The sequence below is a fragment of the Pseudorhodoferax sp. Leaf265 genome (genome assembly GCF_001422365.1).
In the GTDB taxonomy this organism is placed as follows: Bacteria; Pseudomonadota; Gammaproteobacteria; order Burkholderiales; family Burkholderiaceae_C; genus Pseudorhodoferax.
Genome location: NZ_LMMT01000001.1, coordinates 136539 through 158280 on the forward strand (window position 1 = coordinate 136539; position 21742 = coordinate 158280).

The window sequence follows — 21742 nt, forward strand, 5'->3', positions numbered from 1 at the left end:
TCAGCCGGCCACGGGCTGCGGCGTGAAGCCGGCCGCGGCGATGGCCTGCTGCACCGCCGCGGCGTCGGCCTGCGCCGGCTGCACCTGCACGCGGTGGCGCGCGAGGTCGACCTCCACCCGGGCCTGCGGGTCGGCCGCCTGCACGGCCTTGGTGATGCTGGCCACGCAGTGGCCGCAGCTCATGTCTTGCACGTCGAATGTCAGCATGGGATGCTCCTTGAAAACGATGGGGCACAGTGTCATCCTTGCCATCATGGCAAGGTCAACACCGCGGATGCCATGCCCATGATGCCGGGATGGAATCAGCGCCATGGCCGCTTGACCTTCCCATGATGGCAAGCCAGACAATGCGGCCATGGCTTCCACCACCACCACCGATTCCACGCTGCGTCTGCAGATCGAGGGCATGAGCTGCGCTTCCTGCGTCGGCCGAGTCGAGAAGGCGCTGCGCGCCCTGCCGGGCGTGGCCCGGGCCGAGGTCAACCTCGCGACCGAGCAGGCCACGGTGCAGGCCGGCGCGGATGCGCAGCCGCCCGAAGCACTTGTCGTTGCCGTGCGCGAGGCCGGCTACGGCGTGGCCACCGCCGAACACCGCCTGCAGATCGAAGGCATGACCTGCGCCTCCTGCGTGGGCCGGGTCGAGAAGGCGCTGCGCCGCGTGCCCGGCGTGCTCGATGCATCCGTCAACCTGGCCAGCGAGCAGGCCACGGTGCGGGCCCTGTCCACCGTGGAGCTGCAGGCCCTGCTCGCCGCCACGGCCGCGGCCGGTTATCCCGCACATGCGCTGACCGATGCGCGTGCCGCAGCCGCGGAACCGGCCGGCGCGCCCTGGTGGCCCGTGGCCGTGGCGGCGGTGCTCACGCTGCCCATGCTCGCGCCCATGCTGGGCCAGCCCTTCGGCTGGCACTGGATGCCGCCGGGCTGGGTGCAGCTGCTGCTGGCCACGCCCGTGCAGTTCTGGCTCGGCGCGCGCTTCTACCGCGCCGGCTGGGCCGCCCTGCGTGCGCGCAGCGGCAACATGGACCTGCTGGTCGCGCTGGGCACTTCGGCCGCCTACGGGCTGTCGCTGTACCTGCTCTGGCAGTCCGCCGGCCACGCCGGGCACGGCAGCGAGCCGCATCTGTACTTCGAGGCCTCGGCCGCCGTCATCACGCTGGTGCTGCTGGGCAAGTGGCTGGAGCAGCGCGCCAAGCGCCAGACGCTGGACGCGATCCGCGCGCTCAACGCGCTGCGGCCGACCCAGGCGCGCGTGCGCCGCGACGGCGTGGAGCAGGAGATCGCGGTCGAGCAGCTCGTGGTCGGCGACCTCGTGCTGGTGCGTCCGGGCGACCGCATCGCCGTGGACGGCGAGATCGTGCTGGGCCAGACCCATGTGGACGAATCGCTGCTGACCGGCGAGAGCCTGCCCGTGGCCAAGGGCCCCGGCGAGCGCGTGACGGGCGGCGCCATCAACGCCGAAGGCGCGCTGGAGGTGCGCACGCTGGCCGTGGGCGCCGAGACCCAGCTGTCGCGCATCATCCGCATGGTCGAGTCGGCCCAGGCCGCCAAGGCGCCGATCCAGCGCCTCGTGGACCGCGTGAGCGCCGTGTTCGTGCCTGTCGTGCTGCTCATTGCGCTGGCCACGCTGGCCGGCTGGGTGGTGGTCAGCGGCGACTGGGAACAGGCCCTCGTCAACGCCGTGGCCGTGCTCGTGATCGCCTGCCCGTGCGCACTGGGCCTGGCCACGCCCACCGCCATCATGGCCGGCACGGGTGTGGCGGCGCGCCATGGCATCCTGATCAAGGACGCGCAGGCGCTGGAGACCGCGCACGCCGTCACGCTCGTGGCCTTCGACAAGACCGGCACGCTGACCGAGGGCAAGCCCGCGCTGGCCGCCGTGCGGCCCGCCGCCGGCCTGGAGCTTGAGGCCGTGCTGCGCCAGGCCGCGGCCTTGCAGGCCAGCAGCAGCCACCCGCTCGCACTGGCGGTGCGCGAACGCGCCCAGGGCCTGGCCGTGCCCGCCGTGCAGGACGCACAGGCCCTGCCCGGCCGCGGCGTGCAGGGCACGGTGGAGGGCCGGCTGCTGGCGCTGGGCAGCACCCGGCTGCTGCGCGAACGCGGCCTGGATGCCGGCGCGCTGGCGGCCGAGGCGCAGCAGTTGGAGCAGTCCGGCCGCACCGTCTCCTGGCTGCTCGACACCGACCGCGTGCTGGGCCTGCTGGCCTTCGGCGACAGCGTCAAGCCCTCGGCGGCGGCGGCCATCGCGCGGCTGCGCGCGCTGGGCATCCAGACCCTGATGCTGACCGGCGACAACCGCGGCGCGGCCGAGGCCGTGGGCCAGGCGCTGGGCATCACGCGCGTGCAGGCCGAGATGCTGCCCGAGCACAAGGCGCAGGTGGTGCAGCGCGAGCGCGCCGCCGGCCAGGTCGTGGCCTTCGTCGGCGACGGGCTCAACGACGGGCCCGCGCTGGCGGCGGCCTCCTGCGGCTTCGCGATGGCCGGCGGCGCCGACGTGGCGACCGAGACGGCCGACATCACGCTCATGCGCGGCGACCTGCGCCTGGTGGCCGATGCGCTGGACCTGTCGCGCCGCACCAGCGCCAAGATCCGCCAGAACCTGTGGTGGGCCTTCGGCTACAACGCGCTGGGCATCCCGCTGGCCGCACTGGGCCTGCTGAATCCCGTGATCGCCGGCGGCGCGATGGCGCTGTCCAGCGTGAGCGTGGTCGGCAACGCACTGCTGCTGCGCCGCTGGCGCAGCATCGAACAACGCCAGGACGCGCCGCCCGCGCCGGCCCTGGTCCACCGGAGTGCCCCATGATGAACATCGGCGAGGCCGCCAAGGCCACGGGCGTGTCGGCCAAGATGATCCGCCACTACGAGAGCGTGGGCCTGTTCCCCGAGGCCGCGCGCAGCGAGGGCGGCTACCGGCTTTACGGCGACAAGGAGGTCAGCACGCTGCGCTTCATCCGCCAGTCGCGCGACCTGGGATTCTCGCTCGAGCAGATCCGCGAACTGCTGGGCCTGTGGTGGGACCGCAAGCGCCCGAGCCGCCAGGTCAAGGCCCTGGCCCAGGCGCACCTGGCCGAGCTCGACGCCAAGCTCGCCGAGTTGCAGGCCATGAAGTCCACGCTGCAGCACCTGGTGCACTGCTGCCATGGCGATGACCGGCCGGACTGCCCCATCATCGATTCGCTGGCCGGCCACGAGGTCGGTCGTCCATCAGCCGCGCAATAGCCGCTGCGCCAGTTGCGCGCCGAGCGCGGCCACGGCCTGGCCGTCGGCCGGCAGCTGCGCAAGCACCGAGGCGTCGGCCACGTGCAGGCCCGCGATGCCGTGCACGGCCAGCTGCGCGTCGACCACGTCCAGCGGACCATCGCCCTGGCGGCAGCCGCCGGCCATGCCGGGCCCGGCTTCGGCCCGTTCGCGCAGCAGGCGCTCCAGCGCCAGCTCGGACAGCGGGCTGGCCCAGGGGCGCGCGGCACGCCGGCCCAGCCCCTCCAGCACCTGGCGTGCCTGCTGCATGAGCACCTCCAGATCCTCGCGCTCACTGAGCAGGTCCGGGTCCAGCCGGGGCGGCAGCTCAGGGTCCTTGCCCTCCAGGCGCAGCCGGCCGCGGCTGGCGGGCTGCTCCAGCACGAGGTGCACGGATTCGGCCGGGCGGTGCAGAGCCAGCGCCGCGCGCCGCAGCGGCACGGCGACGTGGACGGGCACCTGCAAGCCCTGGCCGACGCCGGGCAGGTGGTGCCGCGTCGCCACATTGCCGGCCACCAGTTCGGCATGCGGTCCGATGCCCGAGCGCATGAGCAGCGGTGGCGACTGCAGCGCGCCGGCGCACAGCACGACGGCGCGGCTGACCTGCAGCTGCTGCACGAGGCCGGCACGGTGGAACTCCACGCCCGTGGCGCGCCGGCCCTGCAACAGCACGCGCACGGCCAGCGCATCGGTGAACACCGAGAGGTTGCCGGGCGCGGGCGGCGGCTCGGCGCCCCCGCCCCAGGCGGCCGCGCCGCCCAGGCCCTTGCCGGCCACCAGCACGACGGCGCGGCCATTGAGCCCCGGCTGCGCCACCGTCGTCCAGCGCCAGGCCGGGCGCGGCCGGCGCCGCGACCAGAACGGGCCGGCCTCGATGAGCGCGACCTGCGCGGCCGCTTGCGCGGCCAGCCGCAAGGCCAGGCCGTAGCCCGTGGCGCCACCCCCCACAACCGCGAAATCGAACATTTATGATGCTGCGACGCAGCAGGCCCCGCCTGCCTTCGACGCGGCCACGATACCGCAGCCCGCCCTCTTTCCCCACCTCCAGGAGTTCCCAATGAGCACCCCCATCCGCACCGTCGGCATCATCGGCGCCGGCACCATGGGCAACGGCATCGCCCAGGCCTGCGCCACGAGCGGCATTGCCGTCGTCATGGTCGACATCTCCGACGCCGCCGTTGCCAAGGGCCTGGCTACCGTGGCCGGCAGCCTGGACCGGCTCATCAAGAAGGACAAGATCACCGCGTCGGACAAGGACGCCGCACTGGCCCGCATCAAGACCAGCACCGACTACGCCGACCTGGCCACGGCGCAGCTCGTGATCGAGGCCGCGACGGAAAACTACGAGCTCAAGCTCAAGATCCTCAAGCAAGCCGAAGCCGTGCTGCCGCCCGAGACGCTGATCGCGTCCAACACCTCCTCGATCAGCATCACCAAGATGGCCGCCGCCACCGGCCGGCCCGAGAAGTTCATCGGCATGCACTTCTTCAACCCCGTGCCGATGATGGCGCTGGTGGAGATCATCCGCGGCCTGCAGACCAGCGACGAGACCCATGCCGCCGTGCACGCGCTGGCACTGGCGCTGGGCAAGTCGCCCATCACCGTCAAGAACGCGCCGGGCTTCGTCGTCAACCGCATCCTGGTGCCCATGATCAACGAGGCCTTCTTCGTGCTGGCCGAGGGCCTGGCCACGCCCGAGGACATCGACGCCGGCATGAAGCTGGGCTGCAACCAGCCCATCGGCCCGCTGGCGCTGGCCGACATGATCGGCCTGGACGTGTGCCTGGCCGTCATGAATGTCTACCTGGAAGAGTACGGCGACAGCAAGTACCGCCCTTGCCCGCTGCTCAAGGAAATGGTGGCCGCCGGCCGCCTGGGCCGCAAGACGGGTCGCGGGGTGTATGTCTATTGACCACCCGTTTGGCCGGCTCACTGCGTGTAGCCGGCCGATACCCCTCAAGGGGCGCACCCAGCGGTCCGGCAGAGCCGGCCCCGCGGGTGCACTGGCATGGCCTGCTCCGCGGCCACCGGCACCGTGACGCGCGAGCTTGGGCTGTAGAGCATTCCCTTCACCTGGAGAACGCAAGAATGACGGAGACAAGCACCCCGGCCGAAGGCCGCATCGTGACCGAGCAGCGCGGCCACATCCTGCTGATCGGCATCGACCGGCCGGCCAAGCGCAACGGCTTCACCCCGGCCATGCAGCACCAGCTGGCGCTGGCCTACACGCGGCTGGACGACGATCCCGCGCTGCGCGTGGGCGTGCTGCACGCGCTGGGCGACCACTTCACGGCCGGGCTGGACCTGCCCAGCTTCGCCCCGCTGATGCAGCGCGGCGAGAAGGCCTTCCCCGATGGCCTGGTCGACCCGCTGGACCTCGGCATGCCGCAGTACCGCCGCCGCACCAAGCCCGTGGTGGTGGCGGTGCAGGGCATCACCTACACGCTGGGCATCGAGCTCATGCTGGCGGCCGACATCGTGGTGGCGGCCGACGACTGCCGTTTCTCGCAGCTGGAGGTGCAGCGCGGCATCATGGCCACGGGCGGCGCCACGCTGCGCATGGCCGAGCGCGCCGGCAGCGGCAACGCGCTGCTGCACCTGCTGACGGCCGACGTGTTCGACGCGGCCGAGGCCCTGCGACTGAACTTCGTGCAGAAGGTGGTGCCGGCAGGCCAGCAGCTGGACGAGGCGCTGCGCATTGCCGAGGCCATCGCGGCGCAGGCGCCGCTGGCCGTGGTCGCCACGCGTCTGTCGGTGCGCAAGACAGTGGAAGAAGGCGTGGCGGCGGCCGTGGGCGAGTTCATCACGGTGCAGAAGGGACTTGCGAACAGCGAAGACGCGGCAGAGGGTGTGCGCGCGTTCGTGGAGCGGCGCACGGCGCGGTTCAGCGGCAGGTAGCAGCGCCTTCAAGGCGGCAAGCGCCCCACGACTTCCAGCCCGCCCCCGGCCACGGCGCGCACCACGATGCCCTCGCCCGAGGCCGGAAAGATCCCGGTCAGCGCCGTGATGTTGACCTGGTGCGTGACCACCACCAGCACGCCGGGCCCGCGCCAGGCCACCAGCACGGCGCGCGCCGCCGCCGTCTGGCGCGCGGACTGCGCCGCGTCCTCGTTGAAGAAGGAGTTGAAGGCCGGTGCCACCTGCACGCGGCCGGGGACCGCGAGTTCGGCCGTGTCGCGCGTGCGGCACCACTGGCTGCTCAGCACCTGGCCCACGGCGATGTTCCGGGCGCGAAAGCGCGCGCCGAGTTCCTGCGCCTGCACGCGGCCGCGCTCGCTGAGGTTGCGCTGCGTGCCGCAGTCGCCCAGCCGGAAATCCGGCGGATCGCCAACGCCCGGCGCCTCGGCGTGGCGGAACAGCACGATGCCGTCCGGGCCCAGCGCTGGCCAGGGTTGCGCCAGCGCCGGCAGGCCTGCGATGGCCAGCACGGCGCCAGCCGCGGTGAGATGTCGTCGGTACATGGCAGCCCTTCCCAAAAGCCGGCCCGTGCCGGACCGCGTTCTGCGACCATAGCCGCGCCACGCCCGCCGGCCCGCAAAGCCCCTGTCCACGCCGGCCCACACCTGGAGACACCCATGCCACGCAGCACCGCCGAGAAACGCGCCGCCTTCCACACCTTGCACCGCCAGGGCTGTTTCGCGATCCCCAACCCCTGGGACCGCGGCAGCGCGCGCTACCTGGAAAGCCTGGGCTTCCAGGCCCTGGCCTCCACGAGCTCGGGCCACGCCTGGTCCCAGGCGCAGGCCGATGGCGCGATGCCGCGCGACGCTGTGCTGGCCCACCTGCGCGAGATCGTGGCGGCCACCGACCTGCCCGTGAACGCCGACTTCGAGGACGGCTACGGCGACACGCCCGAGCAGGTGGCCGCGAGCGTGCGCCTGGCCGTGGCCACCGGCGTGGCCGGCCTGTCGATCGAGGATGGCACGGGCAACCCGGCGGACCCGCAGTACCCGTTGGACGTGGCCGTGGCACGGCTCGCCGCCGCGCGCGCCGCCATCGATGCGGCGGGCGGCGACACCTTGCTGGTCGGCCGCGCCGAGAACTTCATCGTCGGCCGGCCCGACCTGGACGACACGCTGGCCCGGCTGCGCGCCTACGCCGCGGCCGGCGCCGACTGCCTGTACGCGCCCGGCATCCGCACGCGCGAGCAGATCGCGGCCGTCGTGGCGGCCGTCGCGCCCAAGCCGGTCAACCTGCTCGTCGGCGGCACCTTCGAACTCACCATGGCCGAGATCGCCGCGCTGGGCGTGCGCCGCGTCAGCGTCGGCGGCGGCCTGGCACGCGCGGCCTGGGGCGGCTTCATGCGCGCCGCCAAGGACCTGGCGCAGCAGGGCCGCTTCGACGGCTTCGCAGGCGCCGCCACGGGCGCCGAGCTGAACGGGCTGTTTGGCGCCCGTTAGAGCTTGCTCGGCTGGCAGCCGGCGCTGCGGCATTCGCGCGCGCGCTCCTGCAGGAACTCCAGGCGCTTGCGCGTGCTGCGCGTGGCGCAGGACAGGTTCACGTAGAAGCCGGAGTCGATGCGCCTGGAGCAGGCGGCATTGCGCTCCTCGATCCAGGCCAGCTGCGTCTCCTTGAGCCTGGCGCGGCCCTCGGCCTGCAGGCGCGGCGCGAGGTCCTTGTAGGCCTGGTTGAGCTCGGCATCGGTCTCGATGTAGACCTTGTTCAGGCAGTACAGCCCGTCGAAGTCGTCGCGCGGCTTGTCGCAGTTCTGTTGCGCGAAAGCCGGCAGCGCGGCCAGCACGAGGGAGATGGCAAAAAGCAGTGTCTTCATGGTTGGAGCGTGGTGGGGGACGGCGGCCCCGAGTCTCGCATCGCACCGGGTCCGGAGCCGGTACGATGCGCCGCTCGATCCACCAGGAACAGACATGATGCAACGCAAGCCCCTGATGCAGGCCCTCGTCGGTGCCGCCGTGCTGGCCGCTTCCGCCCTTCTCGCCACGGCCCAGGCCGGCCCGCGGCTGGACAAGATCATGGAGAGCAAGACCCTGCGCGTGGGCACGCCGGGCGACTACCGGCCTTTCGCGATCAAGACCGACAGCGGCTACAGCGGCCACGACATCGACCTCATCGAGGCCATGGCCAAGGAACTCGGCGCCAAGGTCGAGTACGTGCCGACCAGTTGGCCCAACCTGATGAAGGACATCCAGGCCGACAAGTTCGACGTGGCCGTGGGCGGCATCACGCGCAACGTGGCGCGCCTGCGCCAGATCGACATGCTGCCGGGCTACGCGCCCTTCGGCAAGGTGGCGCTGGTGCGCGCGGCCGACAAGGACAGGTTCCGCACGCGCGAGAGCCTGAACCAGGCCGGCGTGCGCGTGATCAAGAACCCGGGTGGCACCAACGAGGCCTACGTGCTGCAGAACCTCACGGCCGCCCAGGTCGGCACGCACGACAAGAACGCCGAGATCCCGGGTCTGATCGCCGAGGGCAAGGGCGACGTGATGATCACCGAGACCTACGAGGCGCTGCACTACGCTCGCACGGACCCGCGCCTGCACGCGGCCTTCATCGACGCGCCGCTGACGCCCGTCAACACCCTGGGCTTCATGGCGCCGACCGACGACGCGGATTACCTGCGCGTGCTGCGCTTCACCTGGGAACTCGTGGACAGCCGCGGCGCCGTGCGCGAAGCGGCCGCCAAGTGGCTCAAATGAAGCCGGTCGCGCTGCACCACGCGAGCCGCTTGATCAACCACGGGCCCACCGTGCTGGTGACCAGCGCGCACGGCGGGCGCCGCAACGTGATGGCCGCGGCCTGGTCCATGCCGGTGGAGTTCACGCCGCCGCGCATCGCGGTGGTGATCGACAAGAGCACCTTCACGCGCGAACTGGTCATGGCCAGCGGCGCGTTCGCGCTGTGCATCCCGGGCGCGGCACTGGCCGACCTGGCCTATGCCGTGGGCAGCACCAGCGGGCGCGAGGGCGACAAGTTCGCCCGCCACGGCATCGTGGCCGGCAGCGGCCCGGTGCTGGGCATGCCGGTGCTGGAGCAGGGCTGCGTGGGCTGGCTCGAATGCCGCCTGATCCCCGAGCGCCACACCGAAGAGGCCTACGACACCTGCTTCGGCGAGGTGGTGGCAGCGGCGGCCGACCCGCGCGTGTTCGCCGACGGGCACTGGTCGTTCCGCGACGACAACGCCGACCTGCAGACGCTGCACCATTTGGGCGCCGGACTGTTCGCGCGCACCGCAGGCACGGTGCAGGCGCGCGCGCCAAGCTGAGTTCAGTCGGCCCGCTCGATGCGCTCGATGGCCGCGGCCATCCAGTCGCGGCGCAGGCTCTCGGGTGCCGCCAGCGCCTGCGGCACCACCAGCCAGCGGCCTTCGCCCTGCGGCTGCAGCAGGGCGCTGCCCTCGGTCCACAGCAGCCAGGCCAGCCAGGCCGTGCCGGCCGCGGTGACAGGCGCCGCCGTCGGTGCTTCGAGCGGCCAGACCAGTGCGGCGCGGTCACGCACGATCAGCTTGCCCTCGTGGATCTCCGAGGCACCGGCCAGCGCTTCGTCGAGCACCGCCAGCGGCGGGCGCGCGCTGCCCTGGTCGGCGAACCAGCGGCCCCAGGCCGCCAGTTCGGTGCCGATGGCGATGCTGCGCGCGGTCTCGGCCTGCATCAGGTCGGCGTGGTCGGTGCTGTGCCAGTCGATCGCGGGCGGCCGGCAACCCAACACGCTGGCAGACTGCAGGAAGGCCTCGACGCGCTGCGCATGGTCAGGCCGGACGAAGCCGGCGCAGGCCACCACCAGCTGGGTCACGCGCTCGGCCAGCAACTGCTGCTGCTGCACCATGAGCTTCTCGCGCAGCAGCATGTCGCGTTCGCTGCGCAGCGCAGCCAGTTCCAGCGCATTCTTGAGGTCGGCGCGCAGGCTCTCCAGGTCCCAGGGCTTGGTGATGTAGCGGTAGATGTGACCGGAGTTGATGGCCTCGATGGCCTCGCCGAGCTCGGAGTACGCCGTGGTCAGCATGCGCACGATGTTGGGATGGTTGTCGTGCGCGTAACGCAGCAGCTCGTTGCCGTAGGCGCCGGGCATGCGCTGGTCGGACACCAGCACAGCGATCTCGTCGGCATGCTGGGCCAGCATGGCCTTGCCAGCCTCGACCGAGGCGGCCGTGAGGACCGGGGCCAGGGGGGACACGAGGCGCTCGAAGTACTTCAGCGCCATGGTCTCGTCGTCCACGTACAGGATTTTCTGGGGTTGCTTGCTCATGTTCTGGCGTCCTCGGTGCTCGGGAAGGTCAGGGTGACGGTGCAGCCCTGTCCGGGTTCGGAGTGGATGGCGATGCCGCCGCCGGCGGCCTGGACGACGCGCCGGCAGAACACCAGGCCCATGCCGTTGCCACCGCTGGCGGCGCGCGTGGTCAGCGGCTCCAGCGTCAGCCGCGCGAGGATGTCGGGTGCGATGCCGCAGCCGTTGTCGATGAAACGGATCCAGGCATGGCGCGGCCGCTCTGCCTGCGGGGTCTGGCCGAATTCGATGCGCAGCTGCGGCCTGGCGACGCCGCGCAGCGCGAGCAGCGCGTTCTTGGTCAGCGTGCACAGCACCAGGTACAGCAGGTCGCGGCGGCCGGGCAGGCGGAAGTCCTGCTGCGGGTCCAGCGCCACGCAGTCGCGCTCCTCGCCCTCGAACGGGTACTCGGCCAGCAGCGCGCGGGTCAGCGCGCCGGCGTACAGCGGCGGCTCCACAGCGCCCGGCAGGGCATCGCGCGCGGACTGCACGAAGCTGGCAACCAGCGACTGGCAGTACAGCGCGCGCCGCTCGGCCGAGTCGATCGCGGCGATCACCTCGCCCGCGCGGTGCTCGTTGAAGACCGCGCGGCCTTCGCCCGACGCCTGGGCCTGGTAGCGGTCGCGCAGCGCCGCCATGTAGCCGCGCACGGTGCCCAGCGGGGTGTTGAGCTCGTGTGCGAGGAAGCCCAGCGTCTCGCGCATGGCCATGACGCGGCTCTCGTGCAGCGCACTCTCGCGCGTGCGGTGGCGGTGCCAGGCCAGCGCGTCGCGCAACGCCTGGCGCGCGGCCGCCTCCTCCAGCGGCTTCTGCAGGATGCGGAACACCCGGCCTTCGTTGACGGCAGCGATCGCCAGGTCGGTGTCGGCGTAGGCCGTGCACAGCAGTGGAACCAGGTGCCGGTGCTGGCGCTGCAGCTCCTGCAGCAGCTCCAGGCCGGTGCGCTGCGGCATGCGGTAGTCGGTGACGACCACGGCGATGCGGTGGCCGCTGCGCTCCAGCAGCTGCAGCGCCTCGTCGACGCTGGCCACGGTCTCGATGCGGAACTCGTTCTCGTAGGTGCGGCTGAACCACTTGCGCGCGAGCGCCTCGTCATCGACCACGAGGACGGTGTCGGCATCCGGTTCCAGGGGCGCGGCGTGCATGGCGGGCAGTGCCTCAGGCCGGGACGGCGCCAGCCGGCGCGCCCAGCGGCGTGGGTGGCGGCGGTGTGGCGGCGGGTACGGCGCCCGGCTCGGTGGCGGCATCGGCCGTGGCCAGCGCCAGGTCGAAGCTGAATTCGGTCCAGGCGCCCTCTTCGCTGGCCACGGTCAGCAGCCCGCCGTGGCGCTGCACGATGGCATAGCAGACAGCCAGTCCCAGGCCCAGGCCCTGGCCCACTTCGCGCGTGGTGAAGAAGGGCTCGAACACGCGCTCCAGGTTCTCCGGCGCGATGCCGGTGCCGTTGTCGCGCACGTGCACGAACAGGCGAGCGCCTTGGCGCTCGGCCCGCACCCCGATCTGCGGCACCAGGCCAGGCCGCCGCTGTGCGGCCTTGTGCAATGCCAGCGCCGCATTGCCGAGCAGGTTCACGAGCACCCCGATGACGGCCGGCTCGTCGCCGCGCACATGGGTGTCCAGCGGCAGCTGGGTGTCGATGGCCACGCCCTTGAGCTCGAAGCCGGTGAGCCGCAGCGCCGAACGCAGCGCCTTCTCGAACAGGAAGATGCGCTCGCCGTCGCCGCCTGGCTTCTGGTAGGCGAAGGTCTTGAGATCGGTCACGATGTTCTGCACGCGCAACATGCCGTCCTTGGCATCGGTCAGGCTTTCCTTGAGGTCGGCGCTGGCGGCCACGGCCGGGTCCATCAGCGCCATGTTGAGCGCCATCATGCTGTAGTTGACGGGGTTGTTGACCTCGTGCAGCAGCCCGGCCGACAGCGTGCCCAGGGCCGCCATCTTCTCCTGCTGCATCATCATGCCCTTGATCTGGGCCAGGGCCTGGTTGGTGCTCTGCAAAGAGGCGTTCTTCTCCGAAACCTCGTGCTGCAGCGCGAACAGGCGCATGCGCGCCCGCTCGTTGTAGAAGGTGCAGCCAGCCGAAATGGCGACCGAGAACAGCAGGAACAGCGTGTTGCCGATCAGCGCCGGCGGCGCCACGAGCGTTTGGTCGTGGGCCAAGCCGGCCAGGATGTAGGCCGCACAGGTGAACACCCCCAGGCCCACCGATTGCAGGAAGCCGATCGGCATGATGATGCCGGCCGCGTACAGCGCCAGGCTGAGTCCGAACACGTAGGGCGATTCGGCGCCCTGCGTGGCGTAGATCATCCAGGTGATCATGACCTGCGGCAACACCAGCCAGGCGAGCGTGAGTTCGCGTGCTTGCTGTACGGCCCCGGGACGGTGCAGAAGCACCAGCGCGAACAACAGGGCCAGCGTGCACAGGCCGCGCACCACGCCAAGCTGCCACGCCTGGGACGGGTAGAAGATCAGGTCCAGCCCGACTCCGCACGCCACCAGTGCCGTGGCCACGGCACAACCCGTGCGGCTGTAGGCCAGGCGGAATTCCGCCAGCTCGGCCTCGTAGTCGCTGTGCAGGTCCTGCGCCATGGCCGTTCAGGGCAGGGCCAGCTGCATGAATACGTTGACGCCGGTGGGGTCGGTCCAGATGCGTTCAACCTGGGCCGGCTCGGGGGCCAACGCACGCATGCCCGCCTCGTCGCGGTAGATCAGATGCCACTCCAGCAGGTGTTCCATGACGCCTCTTTCCGGATTGCTGCTGTGCACGTTGGTCACCAGCATGCTGCCGCCGCTGCGCGTGCGGCTGCAGAAGTACTGCAGCAGGCGGTGGCAGACCTTGTCGGACAGGTAGTCGAACAGGCCGGCGCAGTAGACGAAGTCGAACGACGCTTGCTCGGCGTAACGGTCGCTGGAGGCGCGCTTGAGCAGGTTGTGCACCGACTCGTGCACGAGCGTGATCGATACCTGCACGCCGCGGCGGCGGCAGGCCTCCTCGATCCGATCGCGCGTGTAGGCCAGCGTCTCCTCGCTGAAGTCCATCAGCGTGAAGGCCAGGCGACCTGGGTCCGGGTGGCTGGCGATCAGCCGCTGGATCTCGACAGCGGGGCCGCAGCCCACGTTCAGCACACGCACCGGTCCCTCGCCCGTCGTCGCCTGGGACAGGGGCGCCAGCGTATCGACCAGGATGTCGATGCGGTTGCGGTGCGCACGCGCCACGGCCGCATTCAGGAACAGGGCGTTGATGATCTGGAAATAGGTGCTGGCGCCGTCACGCGGGTCTTGCAGCATCTGGTTGACCATCTGGTAGTCGCCCGCATAGCCCAGCGGCTTGGCGAAGGTGCGGTAGACGAAGGGCGCGCGCAGGATCAGCGGGTGGATCGCCGTCTGCGCGAAGGTGCGGTGCATGGGTTGCAAGGGCTCGGGCACCTGGCGCGACACCTCTTCGAGCCGGTCGAAGTAGTTGCGTGCGCGCAGCATCAGCGGCTCGGCGATCTCGAAGAACACGTCCTTGCGCAGCCGGCCCTCGGCGTCCTTGGGCAGCGTGGCGGACATGTCGGCCTGGTCGACCCAGCGCGACACATCGGACAGGTAGGCACGCAACTCGCTCACGGCGACCTGGTAGGACTCGCCGATGTGGAAGCGCTGGTTCCACTCATCGACGAAGGCTCTGGCCTGCTGCGAGAACGAGGCCGGGTCGTGGCCCAGCACGGCCAGCTCGTCCCACTCGTCGATCAGCGTGACCGAGACCACCGCCATCAGCCCGGTGTTGAGCAGGCTGACCACCACGGCCTTGCCGCGGTAGACCGGCCGCTCGCCCGCACGCACGGTCAGCTCGCTGAGCACCTCGCTGACCTGGACGATGGAATAAGGGTTGTAGACCTCCATCACCAGCGAACGCCGCTGGTGGTTGGTCAACACCCCGCGGACGACCTCGCCCTGGCTGTTGCGGAAGGTGATGACGGCATCGATGGCACGGGGAGACAGCACGGTGCAGACCTCGGCAGGCGAACAGACGAAACGGGGGCGCTTCAGCGCACTGGCAGCTGGCAGGGGCGCTCAGCTGGCAACGCCATGGCACTTCTTGAACTTCTTGCCACTGCCGCAGGGGCAGGCATCGTTGCGGCCCGGTTGGGGCTGGTCGTGGCGCACCTGCGCCACGCGGGGGCCCAGCGCCAGGCCGGCGGCACGCAAGTCATAGACCGCCCAGACGGCTTCGCCGAAGGACTCCAGGCGGTCGGCCGACATGCTGGGCGGACCCTCCTCGCCATCGTCGCCGACGTAGGCCGACACCTCCAGGGGTCCCTCGTCGTCCTCGCACAGTGCGGCCACGTTGCCCAGGGCGTCGTCGATGGTGCTGGCGATGTCCTTCTCGCGGCTGGGCGCCAGCCATTCGTCCGGCCAGCTTTCCACCACCAGCATGAAGCCCAGTGCCCACAGCTGGGCGAAGGAGGGCAACTGTGTCAGTGCCTCGGCCAGCGCGGCCTCGTCGGCGTCGGGCAGGCCCAGGGCCTCCGCACGCTCCTTCGGCTCCAGCTGGGCCATGGCGCTGCGCACGTCCAGCACCTGCGGGCAGTAGGCGCGTTCGTCGTCCAGATTCTGGACCTCGGCGTCCAGCGCGGTGGCGATCTCCTGCCAGCGCTGCGCCCACAGGGCCTCGAACTGCGCACGCACGGCGGCGTCCGGGAACAGTTCTTCCAGCGGCTTGTCCGATTCGAACAGCACCGGCCAGTAGGCCGCCGGTGCCACCGGGCTGCGGCAGCACACCAGCGCGGCCATGAAGCCCTCGCACAGCTCCCACTGCGGGGCCTCGACGCCCTGCTCACGCAGGGTGTCGAGCCAGGCGTCGAGCTGGTCGAAGTCCTCGGGCTGGAGCGCGGATGCAGGAGAAGGAGCGGCAGGGGCGGGTAGGGTCATCTTGGTCCAGGCCGCACCGCCCAGGCAACGACAGCCTGGCAGTGGGCGAAATCAAAGCGCCGGGTCTCATGAACCCGACGCATGCCGTATGCGCGTTGCGCATGCTTACATGTAGGAGCAGTGTGCCAGCTTCACATGGTCCTCGACACCGTGCAGTGCCGCGCCTGCATGACGCTTGGTAAGCAACTGTTGCAGAACGTCGACACCCAGGGCCGCAAGCCGGGTCCGCGTGGCGAGCACCGCACGGTCCTTGCTCAGCAGCAGGGCGCGGTGGGCGACGGCGAGATCGATGAAGGGCTGGTCGTCCGGATCGCTGCAGCGCACGGCCACCGACGGCACGGCCTGCACGGTGCGGCTGGCCGCATCGAAGGCCGCGAGTGCGGCGTCGGCCGAGCGGCCATGGGACTGGCGCCAGGCCTGCAGGTGGGGATAGTCGAGCACGCGCGCGAACTCTGCGCGCATGCCGGGCAGCACCAGCCAGTGCAGGCGGCCCTGCGCCAGCGCCTGTTGCAGCTCCGCGGTGCGCGGGTCCTGGAACAGCAGCAGGTCCAGCGCGACGTTGGTGTCCAGCACCACGGCGCGGCCGGCTTCAGCTGGCGTCATGGCCCTCGGCCGCAGGCGGGGCGGCTGCGGCGGGCGCACCACGTGCCGAGCCGGCGACCAGCTCGAAGCGGAACAGCCGGCATTCGATGGGCCCGTTCCACATCGGCACGCGGCGCGATTCCTTCAGGCGCATGCGGCTGGGCAGCTTGGCGTCCGGCGTCAGCACCCAGGCCGTCCAGCCGGCGTAGTTGCGCTTCCAGTGGGTGGCCAGCTGCGGGAAGAAGTCACCGCCGTCGTCGGTCTGCGCGGTTTCGCGGCCGCCACGCTGCGGTTGTCCGAGCCGGTTGCCGGCCACGCCGGCCACGGCGATGCGCTCGCCGTAGGGCGGGTTCAGCAGCATGGTGCCGGCCTCGGCCGGCGGCATGCGCTGCAGCGCATCGCCACCGCGCAGTTGCACGGCCGCGGCGACACCGGCACGCTGGGCGTTGCGCTGCGCGAAGTCGACCATGCGGTGGGCCACGTCGCTGCCGAACACGGTGGTCGTCGGGGCATGCTGGGCGGCCTGGGCTTCCTCGCGCAGCGCGGCCCAGACATGGGCCTGGAACGGCGCCAGCCGCTCGAAGCCGAAGCGCCGGTGCAGGCCCGGCGCGATGCCGCAGGCGATCTGCGCGGCCTCGATGGCAATCGTGCCGCTGCCGCAGCACGGGTCGTACAAGGGGGTCTGGGCGTCCCAGCCGCTGGCCGCGAGCATGGCGGCGGCCAGCGTCTCCTTGAGCGGCGCGTCGCCCTTGTCCTCTCGCCAGCCGCGCTTGAACAGCGGCTCGCCCGAGCTGTCGATGTACAGCTGCAGCCGGTCGGTGGTCAGGTGGGCGTAGATGCGCACCTGCGGGAAGCGGGTGTCCACGTCGGGCCGGCTGCCGGTCTTGTCGCGGAAGCGGTCGGCGATGGCGTCCTTGATGCGCAGCGCCGCGAAGTTCAGGCTCTTGAGCGGGCTGTGCTGGGCCGTGAGTTCGATCTTGAAGCTCTGGCGCGGTGTGAACCAGGCCTCCCAGGCCACGTTGGCGGCGATCGCGTAAAGGTCCTGTTCCTGGCGGTAGTCGCCATGGGCCAGCTCGATCAGCACGCGCTGGCACAGCCGGCTGTGCAGGTTCAGCCGCATGGCATCGCGCCAGGAGGCACTGAGGCGCACGCCGGCACGGCGGGCCTGGACCGGGGCGGCGGCGATGCGCGCGGCCTCGTCGGCCAGCATGGCTTCGACACCCGCCGCGCAGGGCAGGAACAAGCGCAGGTTTTGCATGACTTACAGCGCTTTGCGCAGGTTTGTTGGCGCAATGCGCAGGGCTTCGCGGTACTTGGCGACCGTGCGGCGGGCGCACTCGATGCCCTGCTCCTTGAGCATCTCGGACAGCTGGCTGTCCGACAGCGGCTTCTTCGGGTCCTCGGCGGTCACGAACTGCTTGATCAGCGCGCGCACGGCCGTGCTGGACGCGTTGCCGCCGGTCTCGGTGCCCAGCGAGGAGCCGAAGAAGTACTTGAGCTCGAAGGTGCCGAAGGGCGTGGCCATGTACTTGGCCGTGGTCACGCGGCTGATCGTGGATTCGTGCAGGCCGAGCTCGTCGGCGATCTCGCGCAGCACCAGCGGGCGCATGGCCAGCGCACCGTGCGTGAAGAAGTTCTTCTGCCGCTCGACGATGGCGTTGGACACGCGCAGGATGGTGTCGAAGCGCTGCTGGATGTTCTTGATGAACCAGCGCGCCTCCTGCAGCCGCTGCTGCAGCGCCGCGGTGTCGGAGGCCTCGCGGCCGCCGCCGCGGTGCTGCTTGAGCGCGTTGGCGTAGATGTCGTGCACGCGCAGGCGCGGCATCACGTCGGCATTGAGCTGGGCACGGAAGCGCACGTTGGCGCCACGCCCGCTCTTGACGACGATGACGTCGGGCACGATGACGTTGCGCTCCACGTCGACGAACTTGCGGCCCGGCTTGGGCTCGAGCCGCGTGATCAGCGCCAGCGCGGCCTTGATGCCGGCTTCGTTGTCGCCGCACAGGTTGGCCAGGCGGCGCAGGTCGCGCCGCGCCAGCAGGTCCATGGACTGGCGGCACATGCGCAGCGCGGTGCGCCGCAGCGGGGGCGGAATCTCGTCCTCGGGCAGGGCCCGGATCTGCAGCGCCAGGCATTCGCCCAGGTTGCGCGCGCCCACGCCGGGAGGCTCCAGGTTCTGCAGCAGGCGCAGGGCCACGGTGAAGCGGTGCACAAGCTCCTCGTGCGCCTCGGGGTCGTCGCCGGCGAAACCGGCGGCGAGCTCCTCCAGGCTGTCTTCGAGGTAGCCGTCGTCGTTGAGCGATTCGATCAGGAAGCGCAGCGCCGCCGTGTCCTCCTCGGACAGGCGCAGCGCCAGCGCCTGGCGATGCAGGAAGCTGGCGAGCGACTCCTGGCTGCGCGCCAGTTCGGTGGCATCGGCCTCGCCGTCCTCGCCCTGTGTGGCGCCGTTGCGCGGCAGCGCATCGCCGCCCCACTCGCCATCGTCGGGCGCCACGTCGTGGGTGCCGTCGCCACCCCAGTCGTGCTCGTCGGCCTGGCCGGTCAGCGGCGATTCGGATTCGCTGCGGCTCTCGGCCGGCGCCTCGGTGGCGTAGTCCAGCCCGCTGGACATCACGGCCTCGGTGTCGCGGTCTTCGTCGCGCACCGGGGTGTCGGCCTGGGCCAGGCCGAAATCCTCGCCCGGCGCCTCGTCCATGGACTGCTCCAGGAACGGGTTCTCGTCGAGCATCTGCTCGACCTCCTGCGACAGCTCCAGCGTGGACAGCTGCAGCAGCCGGATCGACTGCTGCAGCTGGGGGGTCAGTGCCAGGTGCTGGGAGACGCGGAGCGAGAGGCCTTGCTTCATCGGGGAAGGGGGCCTTACATCCGGAAGTGCTCGCCGAGGTAGACCCGGCGCACTTCGGCGTTGTCGACGATCTCCGCGGGCGTGCCCTTGGCCAGCACCCGGCCCTCGCTGATGATGTAGGCGTGGTCGCAGATGCCCAGCGTCTCGCGCACGTTGTGGTCGGTGATCAGCACGCCGATCCCACGGCCCTTCAGGAAGCTCACGATGCGCTGGATCTCGATCACGGCGATCGGGTCGATGCCGGCGAAGGGCTCGTCCAGCAGGATGAAGCGCGGCTGCGTGGCCAGCGCGCGCGCGATCTCCACGCGCCGGCGCTCGCCGCCGGACAGCGCCAGCGCCGAGGAGTCGCGCAGGTGGTCCACGCGCAGGTCCTGCAGGAGACCTGTCAGGCGCGCTTCGATCTCACTGCGGGTGAGCGTCTTGCCCTCGGGCGTGCGCTGCAGCTCCAGCACGGCGCGCACGTTCTCCTCGACCGTCAGCTTGCGGAAGATCGAGGCCTCCTGCGGCAGGTAGGACAGGCCCAGGCTGGAACGCCGGTGGATCGGCATGTGCTCGACCGACTGGCCGTCGATGGCGATGTGGCCGCCATCGGCCCGCACCAGGCCCACGATCATGTAGAAGGAGGTGGTCTTGCCGGCGCCATTGGGACCCAGCAGGCCCACGACCTCACCCTTGTTGACGGTCAGCGAGACGTCGTGCACCACCTTGCGGCTGCCGTACGATTTCTCCAGCTGGCGCGCCACCAGGCGGCTGCCGCCCACCTCGCCGAAGGCACTGTCCGCGGCCCCCACCTCAGTTCTTCTCCGTGCTGCCGAGCCGGGTGCTGGGCTTGAGCGGCGCGCTCGGCTGTACCGGGGCCTTGGGCGCACTGGCGGCCGGCGCTGGCGACAGCATGGCGCGCACGCGCGTGTCGGGACTGGTGCTGCCGGGCTTGGCCGCATCGACGGTGAAGACCTCGGTCACGTTGTTGTAGACGATGACGTTGCCCGTCACCTCGTCGTTCATGGTGCTGCCGACGAAGCGGCGCATCACCGCGCGGCGGGTGAAGATGACCTTGTCGGCCTTGCCGTCGTAGTCGATCACCTCGCCCTGGCCCTCGACATACTCGTCCACGCCCTCGCGCTTCTCGCGGTAGTAGGCCAGCTCGCCCGGCGCCGCGGTGATGGTGGCGAACTGGTAGCCCTGGGCGTCCTTGCGCACCTCCACGCGTGCCCCACGCGCCAGGATCGTGCCCTTGGTCACGACCACGCGGCCCGTGAACACATTGACCTGCTTGAGGTCGTCGTAGCGCATGGCATCGGCCTCGACGTTCATGGGCTTGTCGCGGTCGGCACGTTCGGCCAGCGCCAGTCCGGAAGACAGGGCAAGGGTCAGGCTGACGAGGAAGGAGGCGGTGGTGGGTTTCATGAAAGGCACGAATCTTGCTCGGCCATTGTAGCGGGCGTGAGCGAATGCAAAAACGACATGGCCCGCTGATGCGGGCCATTGTGCAGTGCAATATCGCCGCAGTCTACGACTTGGCCTTGCCGCGCTGCTCGGCGATCAACTGGTCGGTGACGGTCAGCGCGCGGTTCATGTTCTGCGCCAGCGTGCCATCGGTGTAGTAGCGGCCGTTGACGCCGATGGCGGGCACGCCGGCCAGCTTGTAAGCGTCCTGCAGCTGCGTGGCCTTGCGCACCTTGGTGGCCACGTTGAACGAGTTGTAGGTCTCGGTGAACTTGGCCTTGTCCAGGCCCTGGCTGGCGGCCCAGGCGATCACGGTGTCGTCGGTGTTCAGGCGCTGCTTGTCCACGTGGATGGCGTAGAAGGCCTTGCGGTGCAGTTCATCGACCTTGCCCAGCGCCTCCAGCGCGTAGTAGAGCTTTTGCAGCGGCACGAAGTCGTTGCGGAAGGCCACGGGCGCGCGGCGGAAGGCCACGTCCTTGGGCAGTTGCTTGACCCAGGACTCCAGCGCCGGCTCGAAGGCGTTGCAGTGCGGACAGGCGTACCAGAAGAACTCGACCACCTCGATCTTGCCCGCCGGGGCTTCGGTGCCGGCTGGCTTGTCCAGCACCAGGTAATCGGTACCGGCCTTGGCTTGCGCCCATGCGGCGGGGGCCTGGGTCAGGCCCAGTGCGGACACGGCCAGGCCGGCTTTCGAGAACTCACGACGTTTCATTGGTTTCACTCCTAGGGCCGGTGTGACCGGCATCGGTCGCAAAAAGTTTCAATCCGCAAGGGGCTTCAGCGCTGCACGCGCACCAGGGCCGAATCGGCACCCGTGCCGTCCAGCCGCGCCTTGGTGCGTTCGGCATCCTCGCGCGAACGGTAGGGGCCCATGCGCACGCGGTAGACGGTGCGCCCGGCCTGCTCGCGCTCGGTCACCCGGGCTTCCAGGCCCATCATGGCCAGGCGCGCGCGCTGGGCTTCGGCATCGTCGGCGGTGCGGAAGGCACCGGCCTGCACGAAGTAGTCGAACGGGTCTGCCGCCGGCGCAGCGGCGGGCGCGGGCGTGCCACCCGCGCGGGCACGCGCCAGGTCGCCGAGCGGATCGGCCGAAGGCGTGGTGGGCCGCGCCGTGGCCGGTGCGCTGTCCACGCGGGGGGCGGGGGCCGGGGCCGGCACGGCCACCGCGGGCGGCGGCACGGGCGTGGCCGCGGGGGCGGAGGCGGAGGCGGGGGCGGTCGCAGCAGGGCGGGCCGGGTTGCGACCGTGCAGCGGCGCGTTCGGATCCCAGTTCTGGTTCTTGCGCGTCTCGGCGTCGTCGTCGACCGGCCGGCCCGACGGGGTCTTGCCGCTCATGAAGGGCACCGGCACCTTGGTCACGTAGACCGCCATGGCCAGCGCCGCCACCAGGCCCACGACCACACCGGCAATGAAACCGACGATGGTGCCGCCGGTCTGTCCCCGCCCCGCCTTGGCGCCGGACTTGGCCGCCGGCCGCTTGCGTTGTTGTGCTTGCGTCATCGGGGT

Annotated in this window: 23 protein-coding genes; 7 read left to right on the forward strand and 16 right to left on the reverse strand. The window is 70.8% G+C overall.

The genetic code is table 11. The features are described from left to right. Entirely contained in the window at window positions 1–207 is a 207-nt protein-coding gene (locus ASF45_RS00650) for a heavy-metal-associated domain-containing protein (protein ID WP_056657349.1), read from the reverse strand. A gap of 148 nt (window positions 208–355) precedes the next feature. On the opposite strand from ASF45_RS00650, the gene ASF45_RS00655 reads away from it, so the two are divergent. Continuing rightward, window positions 356–2800, forward strand: coding sequence for a heavy metal translocating P-type ATPase (locus ASF45_RS00655; RefSeq protein WP_056655332.1), 2445 nt, complete (start codon window positions 356–358; stop codon window positions 2798–2800). Beyond that, window positions 2800–3216, forward strand: coding sequence for a Cu(I)-responsive transcriptional regulator (gene cueR, locus ASF45_RS00660; protein ID WP_056655336.1), 417 nt, complete (start codon window positions 2800–2802; stop codon window positions 3214–3216). The genes ASF45_RS00655 and cueR overlap by 1 nt, the downstream gene beginning before the upstream one ends. On the opposite strand, the gene ASF45_RS00665 is transcribed toward cueR, so the two are convergent. Further along, window positions 3202–4200: a GMC oxidoreductase gene (locus ASF45_RS00665; protein ID WP_056655339.1), complete on the reverse strand. Its 999-nt coding sequence runs from the start codon at window positions 4198–4200 to the stop codon at window positions 3202–3204. The two genes, cueR and ASF45_RS00665, sit on opposite strands and share 15 nt — an antisense overlap. A 91-nt stretch (window positions 4201–4291) precedes the next feature. Between ASF45_RS00665 and ASF45_RS00670 the strand changes: the two genes are divergently transcribed. After that, on the forward strand, window positions 4292–5146 hold the full coding sequence (locus ASF45_RS00670; protein ID WP_056655342.1) for a 3-hydroxybutyryl-CoA dehydrogenase: 855 nt from the start codon (window positions 4292–4294) through the stop codon (window positions 5144–5146). Window positions 5147–5322: 176 nt separating this feature from the next. Continuing rightward, entirely contained in the window at window positions 5323–6132 is an 810-nt protein-coding gene (locus ASF45_RS00675) for a crotonase/enoyl-CoA hydratase family protein (RefSeq protein WP_056655345.1), read from the forward strand. Window positions 6133–6140: 8 nt separating this feature from the next. On the opposite strand, the gene ASF45_RS00680 is transcribed toward ASF45_RS00675, so the two are convergent. After that, window positions 6141–6695, reverse strand: a complete 555-nt coding sequence (locus tag ASF45_RS00680; RefSeq protein ID WP_056655348.1) for a histidine phosphatase family protein — start codon at window positions 6693–6695, stop codon at window positions 6141–6143. 114 nt (window positions 6696–6809) lie between these two features. Here ASF45_RS00680 and ASF45_RS00685 point away from each other — a divergent pair, with 114 nt between their 5' ends. Further along, the gene (locus tag ASF45_RS00685; protein WP_056655352.1) at window positions 6810–7634 is read left to right on the forward strand and encodes an oxaloacetate decarboxylase; all 825 of its coding nucleotides are present in this window, start codon (window positions 6810–6812) and stop codon (window positions 7632–7634) included. Here ASF45_RS00685 and ASF45_RS00690 read toward each other — a convergent pair. Then, entirely contained in the window at window positions 7631–8005 is a 375-nt protein-coding gene (locus ASF45_RS00690; protein ID WP_056655355.1) for a lysozyme inhibitor LprI family protein, read from the reverse strand. The two genes, ASF45_RS00685 and ASF45_RS00690, sit on opposite strands and share 4 nt — an antisense overlap. A gap of 94 nt (window positions 8006–8099) precedes the next feature. Between ASF45_RS00690 and ASF45_RS00695 the strand changes: the two genes are divergently transcribed. Further along, entirely contained in the window at window positions 8100–8888 is a 789-nt protein-coding gene (locus tag ASF45_RS00695) for a transporter substrate-binding domain-containing protein (RefSeq protein WP_369802090.1), read from the forward strand. Further along, window positions 8885–9454 carry a flavin reductase family protein gene (locus ASF45_RS00700; RefSeq protein WP_056655358.1) on the forward strand — a complete coding sequence of 190 codons (570 nt, stop codon included), beginning with the start codon at window positions 8885–8887 and terminating at the stop codon, window positions 9452–9454. Before ASF45_RS00695 ends, ASF45_RS00700 begins: the two co-directional genes overlap by 4 nt. Window positions 9455–9456: 2 nt before the next feature. Here the strand turns inward: ASF45_RS00700 and ASF45_RS00705 are convergent, their stop codons facing one another. From ASF45_RS00705 to ASF45_RS00760, 12 genes are all read right to left on the reverse strand, one after another. Further along, window positions 9457–10434 (reverse strand): response regulator, encoded by a 978-nt coding sequence (locus tag ASF45_RS00705; protein ID WP_056655360.1) that lies wholly within the window; start codon window positions 10432–10434, stop codon window positions 9457–9459. Beyond that, window positions 10431–11597 (reverse strand): hybrid sensor histidine kinase/response regulator, encoded by a 1167-nt coding sequence (locus tag ASF45_RS00710; RefSeq protein WP_056657356.1) that lies wholly within the window; start codon window positions 11595–11597, stop codon window positions 10431–10433. Before ASF45_RS00710 ends, ASF45_RS00705 begins: the two co-directional genes overlap by 4 nt. A 13-nt stretch (window positions 11598–11610) precedes the next feature. Beyond that, window positions 11611–13038 carry a sensor histidine kinase gene (locus ASF45_RS00715; protein ID WP_063887554.1) on the reverse strand — a complete coding sequence of 476 codons (1428 nt, stop codon included), beginning with the start codon at window positions 13036–13038 and terminating at the stop codon, window positions 11611–11613. 6 nt (window positions 13039–13044) lie between these two features. After that, window positions 13045–14436: a class I SAM-dependent methyltransferase gene (locus ASF45_RS00720; RefSeq protein WP_056655363.1), complete on the reverse strand. Its 1392-nt coding sequence runs from the start codon at window positions 14434–14436 to the stop codon at window positions 13045–13047. Between the two features lie 69 nt (window positions 14437–14505). Continuing rightward, the gene (locus ASF45_RS00725; protein ID WP_056655366.1) at window positions 14506–15363 is read right to left on the reverse strand and encodes a YecA family protein; all 858 of its coding nucleotides are present in this window, start codon (window positions 15361–15363) and stop codon (window positions 14506–14508) included. A 105-nt stretch (window positions 15364–15468) separates the two neighbouring features. Beyond that, on the reverse strand, window positions 15469–15966 hold the full coding sequence (locus ASF45_RS00730) for a putative toxin-antitoxin system toxin component, PIN family (RefSeq protein ID WP_056657359.1): 498 nt from the start codon (window positions 15964–15966) through the stop codon (window positions 15469–15471). Further along, on the reverse strand, window positions 15953–17203 hold the full coding sequence (locus ASF45_RS00735; RefSeq protein ID WP_056655370.1) for a class I SAM-dependent RNA methyltransferase: 1251 nt from the start codon (window positions 17201–17203) through the stop codon (window positions 15953–15955). Before ASF45_RS00735 ends, ASF45_RS00730 begins: the two co-directional genes overlap by 14 nt. A 3-nt stretch (window positions 17204–17206) precedes the next feature. Then, window positions 17207–18790 carry an RNA polymerase factor sigma-54 gene (locus ASF45_RS00740; protein WP_056655377.1) on the reverse strand — a complete coding sequence of 528 codons (1584 nt, stop codon included), beginning with the start codon at window positions 18788–18790 and terminating at the stop codon, window positions 17207–17209. 14 nt (window positions 18791–18804) lie between these two features. Further along, window positions 18805–19581: an LPS export ABC transporter ATP-binding protein gene (gene lptB / locus ASF45_RS00745; protein WP_056655380.1), complete on the reverse strand. Its 777-nt coding sequence runs from the start codon at window positions 19579–19581 to the stop codon at window positions 18805–18807. 1 nt (window position 19582) lies between these two features. Next, entirely contained in the window at window positions 19583–20197 is a 615-nt protein-coding gene (gene lptA / locus ASF45_RS00750; RefSeq protein WP_056655383.1) for a lipopolysaccharide transport periplasmic protein LptA, read from the reverse strand. A gap of 103 nt (window positions 20198–20300) precedes the next feature. After that, on the reverse strand, window positions 20301–20948 hold the full coding sequence (locus ASF45_RS00755) for a thiol:disulfide interchange protein DsbA/DsbL (protein WP_056655386.1): 648 nt from the start codon (window positions 20946–20948) through the stop codon (window positions 20301–20303). 65 nt (window positions 20949–21013) lie between these two features. Next, on the reverse strand, window positions 21014–21736 hold the full coding sequence (locus ASF45_RS00760; protein ID WP_056655389.1) for an SPOR domain-containing protein: 723 nt from the start codon (window positions 21734–21736) through the stop codon (window positions 21014–21016). Between the last annotated feature and the right edge of the window lie 6 nt (window positions 21737–21742).

Bases quoted from the DNA above. Each gene is read 5' to 3' on its own strand.
- ASF45_RS00650 (WP_056657349.1), bottom strand. From the start codon at position 207: ATGCTGACATTCGACGTGCAAGACATGAGCTGCGGCCACTGCGTGGCC.
- ASF45_RS00655 (WP_056655332.1), top strand. From the start codon at position 356: ATGGCTTCCACCACCACCACCGATTCCACGCTGCGTCTGCAGATCGAG.
- cueR (WP_056655336.1), top strand. From the start codon at position 2,800: ATGAACATCGGCGAGGCCGCCAAGGCCACGGGCGTGTCGGCCAAGATG.
- ASF45_RS00665 (WP_056655339.1), bottom strand. From the start codon at position 4,200: ATGTTCGATTTCGCGGTTGTGGGGGGTGGCGCCACGGGCTACGGCCTG.
- ASF45_RS00670 (WP_056655342.1), top strand. From the start codon at position 4,292: ATGAGCACCCCCATCCGCACCGTCGGCATCATCGGCGCCGGCACCATG.
- ASF45_RS00675 (WP_056655345.1), top strand. From the start codon at position 5,323: ATGACGGAGACAAGCACCCCGGCCGAAGGCCGCATCGTGACCGAGCAG.
- ASF45_RS00680 (WP_056655348.1), bottom strand. From the start codon at position 6,695: ATGTACCGACGACATCTCACCGCGGCTGGCGCCGTGCTGGCCATCGCA.
- ASF45_RS00685 (WP_056655352.1), top strand. From the start codon at position 6,810: ATGCCACGCAGCACCGCCGAGAAACGCGCCGCCTTCCACACCTTGCAC.
- ASF45_RS00690 (WP_056655355.1), bottom strand. From the start codon at position 8,005: ATGAAGACACTGCTTTTTGCCATCTCCCTCGTGCTGGCCGCGCTGCCG.
- ASF45_RS00695 (WP_369802090.1), top strand. From the start codon at position 8,100: ATGATGCAACGCAAGCCCCTGATGCAGGCCCTCGTCGGTGCCGCCGTG.
- ASF45_RS00700 (WP_056655358.1), top strand. From the start codon at position 8,885: ATGAAGCCGGTCGCGCTGCACCACGCGAGCCGCTTGATCAACCACGGG.
- ASF45_RS00705 (WP_056655360.1), bottom strand. From the start codon at position 10,434: ATGAGCAAGCAACCCCAGAAAATCCTGTACGTGGACGACGAGACCATG.
- ASF45_RS00710 (WP_056657356.1), bottom strand. From the start codon at position 11,597: ATGCACGCCGCGCCCCTGGAACCGGATGCCGACACCGTCCTCGTGGTC.
- ASF45_RS00715 (WP_063887554.1), bottom strand. From the start codon at position 13,038: ATGGCGCAGGACCTGCACAGCGACTACGAGGCCGAGCTGGCGGAATTC.
- ASF45_RS00725 (WP_056655366.1), bottom strand. From the start codon at position 15,363: ATGACCCTACCCGCCCCTGCCGCTCCTTCTCCTGCATCCGCGCTCCAG.
- ASF45_RS00730 (WP_056657359.1), bottom strand. From the start codon at position 15,966: ATGACGCCAGCTGAAGCCGGCCGCGCCGTGGTGCTGGACACCAACGTC.
- ASF45_RS00735 (WP_056655370.1), bottom strand. From the start codon at position 17,203: ATGCAAAACCTGCGCTTGTTCCTGCCCTGCGCGGCGGGTGTCGAAGCC.
- ASF45_RS00740 (WP_056655377.1), bottom strand. From the start codon at position 18,790: ATGAAGCAAGGCCTCTCGCTCCGCGTCTCCCAGCACCTGGCACTGACC.
- lptA (WP_056655383.1), bottom strand. From the start codon at position 20,197: ATGAAACCCACCACCGCCTCCTTCCTCGTCAGCCTGACCCTTGCCCTG.
- ASF45_RS00755 (WP_056655386.1), bottom strand. From the start codon at position 20,948: ATGAAACGTCGTGAGTTCTCGAAAGCCGGCCTGGCCGTGTCCGCACTG.
- ASF45_RS00760 (WP_056655389.1), bottom strand. From the start codon at position 21,736: ATGACGCAAGCACAACAACGCAAGCGGCCGGCGGCCAAGTCCGGCGCC.